The sequence below is a fragment of the Veillonella sp. genome (assembly GCF_015058545.1).
In the GTDB taxonomy this organism is placed as follows: Bacteria; Bacillota; Negativicutes; order Veillonellales; family Veillonellaceae; genus Veillonella_A.
This window is the reverse complement of the sequence record NZ_SVCB01000105.1, coordinates 1-9,530: the sequence shown is the minus strand read 5'-3', so window position 1 is coordinate 9,530 and position 9,530 is coordinate 1. Positions and strand designations below refer to the sequence as shown.

General features: G+C 45.7%; 8 protein-coding genes and 1 other annotated feature. Of the genes, 6 read left to right on the top strand and 2 right to left on the bottom strand.

Translation table 11 applies throughout. From position 1 onward, the window contains the following. The 6 genes from aroF to aroQ all read left to right on the top strand — a co-directional run. On the top strand, positions 1–791 hold a 791-nt coding region (gene aroF / locus E7204_RS07180; RefSeq protein WP_295183104.1), incomplete at its 5' end, for a 3-deoxy-7-phosphoheptulonate synthase. Between the two features lie 78 nt (positions 792–869). Then, positions 870–1,952 carry a 3-dehydroquinate synthase gene (gene aroB, locus E7204_RS07175; RefSeq protein WP_295183102.1) on the top strand — a complete coding sequence of 361 codons (1,083 nt, stop codon included), beginning with the start codon at positions 870–872 and terminating at the stop codon, positions 1,950–1,952. Next, positions 1,939–3,306 (top strand): 3-phosphoshikimate 1-carboxyvinyltransferase, encoded by a 1,368-nt coding sequence (gene aroA / locus E7204_RS07170; protein WP_295183101.1) that lies wholly within the window; start codon positions 1,939–1,941, stop codon positions 3,304–3,306. Before aroB ends, aroA begins: the two co-directional genes overlap by 14 nt. Before the next feature lie 34 nt (positions 3,307–3,340). Then, positions 3,341–4,435 (top strand): chorismate synthase, encoded by a 1,095-nt coding sequence (aroC, locus tag E7204_RS07165; RefSeq protein ID WP_295183099.1) that lies wholly within the window; start codon positions 3,341–3,343, stop codon positions 4,433–4,435. Positions 4,436–4,544: 109 nt separating this feature from the next. Then, positions 4,545–5,825 carry a shikimate kinase gene (locus E7204_RS07160; RefSeq protein ID WP_295183097.1) on the top strand — a complete coding sequence of 427 codons (1,281 nt, stop codon included), beginning with the start codon at positions 4,545–4,547 and terminating at the stop codon, positions 5,823–5,825. Beyond that, the gene (gene aroQ / locus E7204_RS07155; protein WP_295183096.1) at positions 5,806–6,246 is read left to right on the top strand and encodes a type II 3-dehydroquinate dehydratase; all 441 of its coding nucleotides are present in this window, start codon (positions 5,806–5,808) and stop codon (positions 6,244–6,246) included. Before E7204_RS07160 ends, aroQ begins: the two co-directional genes overlap by 20 nt. Before the next feature lie 393 nt (positions 6,247–6,639). Here the strand turns inward: aroQ and epsC are convergent, their stop codons facing one another. Beyond that, positions 6,640–7,275 (bottom strand): serine O-acetyltransferase EpsC, encoded by a 636-nt coding sequence (gene epsC / locus E7204_RS07150; protein WP_295183094.1) that lies wholly within the window; start codon positions 7,273–7,275, stop codon positions 6,640–6,642. Between the two features lie 130 nt (positions 7,276–7,405). Beyond that, the gene (gene cysK, locus E7204_RS07145) at positions 7,406–8,326 is read right to left on the bottom strand and encodes a cysteine synthase A (RefSeq protein ID WP_295183092.1); all 921 of its coding nucleotides are present in this window, start codon (positions 8,324–8,326) and stop codon (positions 7,406–7,408) included. Between the two features lie 67 nt (positions 8,327–8,393). Next, positions 8,394–8,682, bottom strand: a binding site (T-box leader). Positions 8,683–9,530: the final 848 nt, after the last annotated feature.

The following is a 9,530-nucleotide window of genomic DNA, read 5'->3' as shown; positions in this document are numbered from 1 at the left end:
AATTCCATCCGGAAGACACCATCGTAGACGTAAGTGGCGTAAAAATTGGGGGCGGCCACTTCGCTATTATGGCCGGTCCTTGCTCCGTAGAAACACCGGAACAAGTGCTCGCCACAGCAAGAGCGGTCAAAGAAGCGGGAGCTACTATTCTTCGTGGCGGTGCGTTCAAGCCGCGTACTTCGCCATACTCCTTCCAAGGTATGGGCCCTGAAGGCTTACATTTATTGGAACTGGCCAAAAAAGAAACGGGCCTGCCTATCGTATCCGAAGTCATGGATCCATCCCAGTTGCAGTACTTCGATAATGTAGACATGCTTCAAATCGGCGCCCGCAATATGCAAAACTTCACCTTACTTAAAGAGGTAGGCAAATTAAAGAAACCGGTTCTTCTAAAACGCGGCTTATCCGCTACGTATGAAGAATGGTTGATGGCTGCGGAATACATCATGAGCGAAGGCAATACGCAAATCGTACTTTGCGAACGCGGCATTCGAACGTTCGAAACCAAAACCCGTAACACCCTTGATGTAACGGCGATTCCAATGATTCACGAGCTCAGTCATTTACCGATTATTATGGACCCGAGCCACGCTGCCGGCATGAGCCGCATGGTTCGACCTTTATCCCTCGCTTCCACCGGTGGCGGTGCGGATGGTCTCATGATTGAAGTTCACATTGATCCGGCCAAAGCCCTTTGCGACGGTCCGCAAGCGTTACGTCCCGATCAATTTGCGTCCCTCACCAAAGATGTATTCGCTATGCGCGAAATTGTTACCGGTCAAAAAGCTTAATCGGCACCAGCTGCTAGGTTTTTTACAGATAATCATACGGCGCTTCACATCCGCCCTTCCGTATATAAAGGAGTTACCATGGAACGTATTCATATTGAAGCCTCCACTGCCTACGATGTCATCATTGAAGATGGGGTTTTACAACATATAATAGAATATATTAAGCCCCTTAAGGGCCCCTGCCCGACCATGCTCGTCAGTGATGACCGAGTGGCTCCGCATTATGCCGAGCTTGTCAAAAAACAACTCACCGCAGCAGGCTATACGGTGTATGAATACGTATTCCCTCATGGTGAAACAGAAAAAAACGCGGCCCGGCTATTAGATTTAGTGGAGTTTATGGCGGCCAAAGCGCTGACCCGCAAGGATTTACTCATCGCCTTAGGCGGCGGTGTAGTCGGTGATATGGCGGGTTTTGCGGCAGCCACCTATTTACGGGGCATCGACTATATCCAAATGCCTACATCCCTATTGGCTGCGGTTGATTCATCCGTTGGCGGCAAAACAGCCGTTAATTTAAAAGCCGGCAAAAATCTGTGGGGCGCTTTTAAACAGCCGATTTTAGTGCTCTGTGACCCAACCGCACTTAGCACTTTGCCGGTCGATGAATTCAGTAACGGCTGCGGTGAAGTCATTAAATACGGCATGCTCGGTTATCCCGATTTGCTCGCTGATTTAATGGCCAATCCCTTACGTCAAGATGACCTTCCCCACATCGAAGCAATTATCGCCTTATGCGTGAAAGCGAAAGCGAAAATTGTCAGCGCCGATGAAAGAGAATCGGGCGTTCGAGCTTTGCTCAACTTTGGCCACACCTTTGGTCACGGCATCGAGCTTTGCAGTGAATTTTCCGTAAAACACGGTATGGCCGTCAGTATCGGCATGGCCCTTATGATGCGCGCCGCTTTTCAAAACGGGCACATCAGTGAAACCGAATTAAATAACTTTTTAGACTTACTGGCCGCTCATAATTTGCCGATTAACACGACTATCAGTATTGATGAGCTGTTAGAGGCCGCTTTACATGACAAAAAAAGCCACGGCCAAACTATTACCATTATCTATCCGACTCGTTGGGGGCAGTGCGAACTTCGCACCATACCACACAGCGAATTAGCCAATTACGCCATAAAGGAGGTAAAACACCATGGTGCCAACTAATCCATCTGAATTTGAAGCAACTAAAACTGCGACTGTCCAATCTGAATCCGTTACCGTAACCGGAGCCATTCCAACCGGTACCATTGCGGCCATTCCGGCCAAGGCTCACGCTCATCGCGCCTTGATTGCCGCTGCTTTGGCGGACAGCCCGTCCAGTTTACTCATTGCGCACTATTCAGAAGATATTGACGCCACTATCGCCTCTTTGCGTGGCTTAGGTGCTACTATTGAGAAAACAGAGAGCGGGGTTACGGTCACACCAATCCCCGAAAACCAAAAACACGGCACCATTGATGCTCACGAATCGGGTACTACCTTGCGCTTACTCTTATCGGTAGGTTCCGCCATTTGTGATACTACCGATGTAACCGCAGCCGGTCGTTTACCGGATCGCCCGTTGGAGCCGTTAAAAAGCCAATTGGAAGCTCATGGCATCACCTTTTCGGCGGCCAAGCCGCCCTTTACCATTAGCGGTCATTTAACGGGTGGGCTTTTTGAAATGGTAGGCAATGTGAGTAGCCAATTTTTTTCCGGCCTTTTATTGGCTTCGCCAAAACTGGATGAAGATACCTTAATAAACAGCACAACACCGTTACAATCCCGCGATTATGTGACGTTGACCCGTCATGTCATGGCGGATTTTGGCGTTACCGCCTATACCTCCGACGACGGCAACAGTTTTACCGTCCCCAAAGGGCAACATTATCGCGGCCTCGAAAATTATCCCATCGAAGGGGACTGGTCAAACAGTGCCATTTGGCTCGTAGCCGCCGCCATCACCGGCCAACCGCTTACTATCACTAATTTACAACCCGATTCGACGCAGGCGGATCGACGCATCTTAGATATTGTTGACTGCGCCGGCACTACCGTTGAATGGCAAACTGAAGACGGCACCGTTATTGAAGACGATGAATTGGACAAAATTAAAGTACCGTTACGCCTTCATTGTGAAGGTCGCGCCGTTGACCCTATAACGGTTGATTTAGAGCAATGTCCCGACTTATTGCCTGTTTTAGCAGCCTTAGCCTGCAGTATCGAAGGGGAAAGCTGGTTTATCAACGGTGAACGATTGCGCCTTAAAGAATCAGACCGCTTATTAGCCGTTCGTGATTTGGTGAGAACGTTAGGCGGCACCGCCTACATTGAAGGAGATAATCTCTACATTAACGGTACCGGAAGCCTTACGGGCGGCACCGTTACTTCCCACAATGACCATCGTCTCGTTATGGCTGCTACGCTCATGGCGCTATACAGCGATGATCCGATTACGATTACCGACAGTCAGGCCATCAATAAATCCTATCCGCTGTTCTTCAGCCATTGGAATCAATTAGGCGGTCACGCTAAATAATTTACTATATAACCTTTCAAAACAGGAGACACTTATGAGTTCAAGTTTTGGCAAAAATCTTACTATTTCTGTATTTGGGGCCTCCCACGGCAAAGCTATCGGCGCCGTAGTCGACGGTCTGCCCTGCGGTGTAACCGTCGATGAAGCGGCCTTGGCCCGCTTTATGAAACGCCGTGCGCCGGGTCAAAGTTTAATTACGACCCAGCGTAAAGAAGCAGATCAACCCGTATTTCTAAGCGGTCTCGTAGACGGCCAACTCAGTGGTTCACCACTTGCCTTTTATATTGAAAATACGAATCAGCATTCTAAGGACTATAATAATTTACGCGATATTCCGCGCCCATCCCATGCGGACTATACGGCGCGCATGCGCTATGGTGAAAAAGTGGACATGCGCGGCGGCGGTCATTTCTCGGGACGCCTCACAGCGCCACTCTGTTGTGCCGGTGGCATTGCCTTACAAATCCTTAAACAAAAAGGCATTGAAATCGGTGCCCACTTAAAGCAGATTGGCTCAGTACAAGATACCACTATGAGCTTTACCGCCCCGGATATGGCAGCTCTTCAAAAAATAGGCCACGAAACGGTAGCCATGGTATCACCGCAGGCACGCCTTAAAGCTATTACCTATATTGATGAATTGCGCCAGGAAGGTGATTCGACGGGCGGCATTATCGAGCTCTTTGCTACGGGTCTGCCGGCAGGCCTTGGGAATCCGAATTTTGACGGCATTGAAAATCGTCTTAGCCGTGCCCTTTTCGGGATTCCCGGCGTTAAAGGCGTTGCTTTCGGCAGCGGTTTCGACGGTTGCCTCGACCGTGGTTCCAATCAGAACGATCCGTTCCGTTTAGAAAACGGCAAAGTTCGCACCTTAAATAATAATAGCGGTGGCATCCAAGGCGGTATTACCAACGGCATGCCGCTCGTCCTCAAAGTAGGCATGAAACCGACGGCCTCTATCGCCAAAGTACAACCAAGCTTCAGTTATGAAGCCGCTGCCAATACGGATTTACAGATTAAAGGTCGTCATGACCCTTGCATTGCCGTACGTGCCGTACCGGTTGTTGAAGCGGTCACCGCCTTAGTCCTGTTAGATTTCCTCTTAGACAATACGATTAAATTTGATTAATAAGAGCACCAAATTTGATTAACAAGAGTACTATATTTGATTACGGTAAGCTAATATTTTCCTAAGATTCGACTAGCTATTATAGTCGGTACCGAAAAACACATTTCCCATGAACGGAAAGGATATTATTATGAATCATACATCTACGCTGACCCCTTTCGGCCTCCTGGGCAAAACCTTGGGGCACAGCTATTCCCCACAAATTCATAAGGCTCTCGGCAATCCCGACTATGTACTGTACGAACGAGCTCCTCACGAATTAACCGAGTTCTTAGGTCAATCCGAACTGAAGGGCCTGAACGTTACTATTCCGTATAAAAAAGACGTCATGAGTGCCTGCCATACTTTATCCGACGCGGCCAAACATATCGGCGCCGTCAACACCATGGTGCGCCAAGCCGACAATACTTGGTACGGCCACAATACGGACTACGATGGTTTCATCTACATGTTGGAACGAGCCGGTATCTCCATCAAAGGTCAAAAAGTTGTCATTTTAGGTGACGGTGCTACGGCTCATACGATTCATGTGGCTTTAACCGATTTGGAGGCCAAAGAGATTATCCATCTCTCCCGCAAAACAGCCCCTTTTTATAGTGAAGCTAAACATTATGGCGCTGATGCCGATGTACTCATCAATGCCACGCCGGTCGGGACTTTTCCGAATTGTCCGGATAGCTTAATTTCACTGGATGATTTTCCCAAACTCAAAGGTGTAGCCGATGTGATTTATAATCCGTATCGCACGGCTCTGCTTATAGAAGCGGAGAAACGCGGAATTCCCTATACCGACGGCCTCCCCATGCTGGTCGGGCAAGCAGTGGCGGCGGCTAAGCTCTTTATGCAAAAAGACTTTCCACCGGAAGCGACAGAGAATATTATTCGCCAAATGCGTCATGCTCAAGAAAATATTATCCTCATCGGCATGCCCGGTGTAGGCAAAACAACTATCGCCACCGCTCTTGCGAAACGCTTACAGCGACCGCTCATCGACTGTGATGATGTATTTGAAGAACGATACTGTCATCCCGGCGAATATATTAAAACCTATGGGGAACCTGCCTTTCGCGAAAAAGAAACGGCCCTCTTGGCCGAACTTTGCAAAACCACCGGTGCCATTATTGCCACCGGCGGCGGCGTTGTAACCCAGCCGGTTAATTTTCCGATTTTGCGCCAGAACGGTCGTATCTATTGGCTTCGCCGCCCCCTTGAGAAATTAGCCATTGACGGTCGTCCGCTTTCACAAGGTGGTTTGGGGCGTTTAGAGTCTTTATATACTGTAAGAGAACCGCTGTACGAAGCTTTTTCACAATGTAGTTTTGACATACACGATCCGGATACCGGAGCTGCTCAAATCGAGGAGGAATATCATGCACATTTTAATTCTTAACGGCCCTAATATTAATCTGTTAGGTTTAAGAGAGCCGGATATTTACGGCTCTGAAACGTATGAACATCTCGTCCAAATGATTCGCCAACATGCTCACGCTCGCCACATCGCGGTTAGTTTTTATCAGAGCAATCACGAAGGCAGCTTGGTAGACCGAATTCAGGCGGCCCATAATGACGCGGAAGCCATCATTATTAATCCGGCCGCTTATACGCATACATCAATAGCTATTCTTGACGCCTTAAAAGCGATTGCCCTCCCTACGGTGGAAGTGCACATCTCCAATCCTGATGAACGGGAAAGCTTTCGTCATGTCTCCTATGTAAGCGAATATGCTGAAAAAACCATCAAAGGCCACGGGCTTAAAGGCTATATCGAAGCCATAGATTATCTCATTGATACGTATGGCGATAAGGAATAAGACGCCTTTTAGGGCCTGATAAAATTCAATAATTACAAGAAAAGAGGTTTGAAGCTGAGCCATGGTGCTCAACTTCAAACCTCTTTTCCGGTATATAAGTTTTTGTGGTAAGTTTGTTTAGTAAGTTTTAAGTATGATAATTCGTTAAGTACCTTCTTTAGTACTTGTTTCTATAGGATACGTTGTTTAGTGTAAAACTCAATTTATTCTCTTCTTTGTCAACTCCCCAAACCCAGCCCCCGCTGCTGTTTGGAGAATAATTTCAACCAAATCAAAGCCTGACGGTCAGACTGTTTCATTTAAAACGAGATTGTCACATCCACATATATTTTACAATAATAATGCCTACGTTATATACGGCCGATATCTGTATATAACGTATAATATGTTGTTTTAAATGAACCAAGCCATGTCGTCGGTCATATTCTTTGGTGTGAAGGCTACTTTATGCCGTGGCATATGTTTACGTGAGTGGCTGTCCACCAAGTGAATCGTCGAACGAATCTTGCGAACAACGATGTTTTCAGGTTCCGTTTCATAGATGACCACATTCTCAGGTACATCACGTTTAATAACCAGATTACAGCCTATCCGGCTACCGCTGCCTACCATAATGTCGCCCAGTACTTTAGTACCGGCACCGATAAGCACGTCGTCACCGACCGTTGGATGGCGTTTCACGCGTCTTGAGCTCATGCCGCCCAATGTTACGCCGTGGAACAAGGTTACATTATCGCCAACAATGGCAGTTTCACCGATTACGACACCCATGCCGTGATCAATGAATAAACCTTTACCGATTTGTGCGCCCGGATGGATTTCAATCCCCGTCGCATTACGCGAATGCAGTGCCACGCGTCTGGCCAATAATTTGAAACCATGTTTATACAAACGATGGGCAAAGAAATGCCAGAACAAAGCTGTTATATGCGGATAGGTCCACAATACCATCAATACTGATGTGGCAGCCGGATCTGAATCCATAACGCGCTTAATATTATAGCGAATCGCTTGCCAAAGTTCTTTCATACATCCTCCCGGCCGGTATTCCCCCAGCCCCTAAATATCTATGGCCATATAGCTGGCCGTTCATCTCTCTTCAAGCTAAACCTAAGTCAACTTATGGTCGTTCCCCCCGAACGATTATGTCGTCAGATGCTTAGGCTTTTACATATTCAACATCATCAAATTCAAGCATGGATAAGTATTTTTCAACTCCGTCCGGAGCGATAGCTACTACAGGCACACCAGGGTTTTTAGCGGCTAAGTCTTTAGCTGCTTTAATAGCTGCGCCGGCAGAAATACCGATGCTGATACCGCTTTCGCGCATGAAAGTCTGTACTTGAGCGATAGCGTCATCATCAGTTACGGTTACAACTTCATCCATAAGGGATTGGTCGAAGTTTTCAGGAATGAAACCGGCACCGATACCTTGGATTTTATGAGCGCCACCTTTGCCTTCGGAAATCATTGGGGAACCTGCCGGTTCAACCGCAACAGCTTTCACATTGTCATTGTGTTCTTTCAATTTACGAGCCACACCGGTGAAAGTACCGCCGGTACCTACGCCGGCAACGATGATGCCCACATTAGGAACTTGTTCAATAATTTCGGTAGCAGTTGTTTCGTAGTGAATTCCAGGGTTAGCAGGGTTTACGAACTGACCCAAAGTTACGGCACTTGGGTTAGCATCAAGAATTTCCTGAGCTTTTGCCAAAGCACCTTTCATACCGGTTGCTTTTGGTGTTAAGATTAACTGAGCACCATATGCTTTTACCAATTCACGACGTTCTTTACTCATGCTTTCAGGCATTAAAATAACAACTTTAATACCTAAAACAGCGCCTAACATGGCAAGTGCGATACCGGTGTTACCGGAAGTTGCTTCTACCAAGATAGTGTCAGGTTTGATTAAACCTTTCTGCTGAGCGTCGCGCAACATACCATAAACGGCACGGTCTTTAACACTGCCGCCGGCATTGTATTTTTCCAATTTAACAAAAACGTTAGAATCTCCAATTTGATATACAGGAGTATTACCAATCAATTTTAATGTGTCATTTACAGGTTTTGTACTCATAATAATTATCGTCCTTTCTCATAGAGTCTCTCAGCCCTAATAAAAAAAGCCCTTGGTCACATTTGTGACCAAGGGCGATATATCGCGGTTCCACCTTGTTTCATTTGACTGTGCGCACAATCAAACCTTTGCTGTACTATTAAACACATATTCTCCGAAGTATTTCACTTCTATCTGTTTAACTCTATACAGATTCGCTATAACGGGCGACCCCCGAATAAGACTCCCCTATATGACTATAGCTTTGCCTTAATAACTCCGAGATGCACTTCCATACACTTCATAAGACCCGCTTTCACCGTCCGGGCTCGCTGCACATACAATAGTATATGTACTTTTCTCTTCCTCGTCCTGATTTCTATTCAAATCATAAACCTACTATATCACTATGAATTAATACTGTCAACAGCGAAATTTAACTTTTTGATTTTCATCAATTTATTACTGACGAATCTTTGACTCTCTGTTGCATGTACTTTATTTTACTACAACTGTACATTTTTTGCCAGTCCTATTGTATATTATTATTCATTTTACGCTTATTTCGACCGATTTCGTCGAACTTTTTTCAATTTTTGCAATAATTCTCAATACATTACCAAAATAAGCCGGCAAAGAAAAAACAGTCTATTTTCATAGACTGCTCTCTGTTATACATATATATATTTTTGCTCGGTATAACCTAATCTAATGGATATCCGCGTCCCTAATCGCTATCCCGATAAGACACGAGGCCTGCAATTACCGGTCATAGACTTAGCTACTGTCCATCACTCTTCACAGGTCTCAGTCTTACCTGTACTGTCATCTATGCAGTATATTCGAATCTATACTGTCTGTCCAACTCCTCGAAATAACCTATACCTTTAATCTATCCCTGCCGGTTCGACAGAAAGCTGACAGCCTTGAATACTAGGTATATTATAACAAACCTTTTGAATATAAGGAATATTTAAAATGAATTTTCGACATAAATATCCGTATCGATTATGCATAATTATCGTCAAAAAAACCGGCTATATAACTTAAAGTCATTTTCTAATTGACTTTAATGTAAAAAAATAGGTTCTATAATTTATTTTGGGGCGCTAAAGAGAAACGCTAGTTGCGTGTCCTCTTGGCGCCTACTTTTTTTTGCACAAAAAAAGATATATTGAATAAAATCCGATACAATAAAGGTGCTAACAATTAACGAAAGGATGTT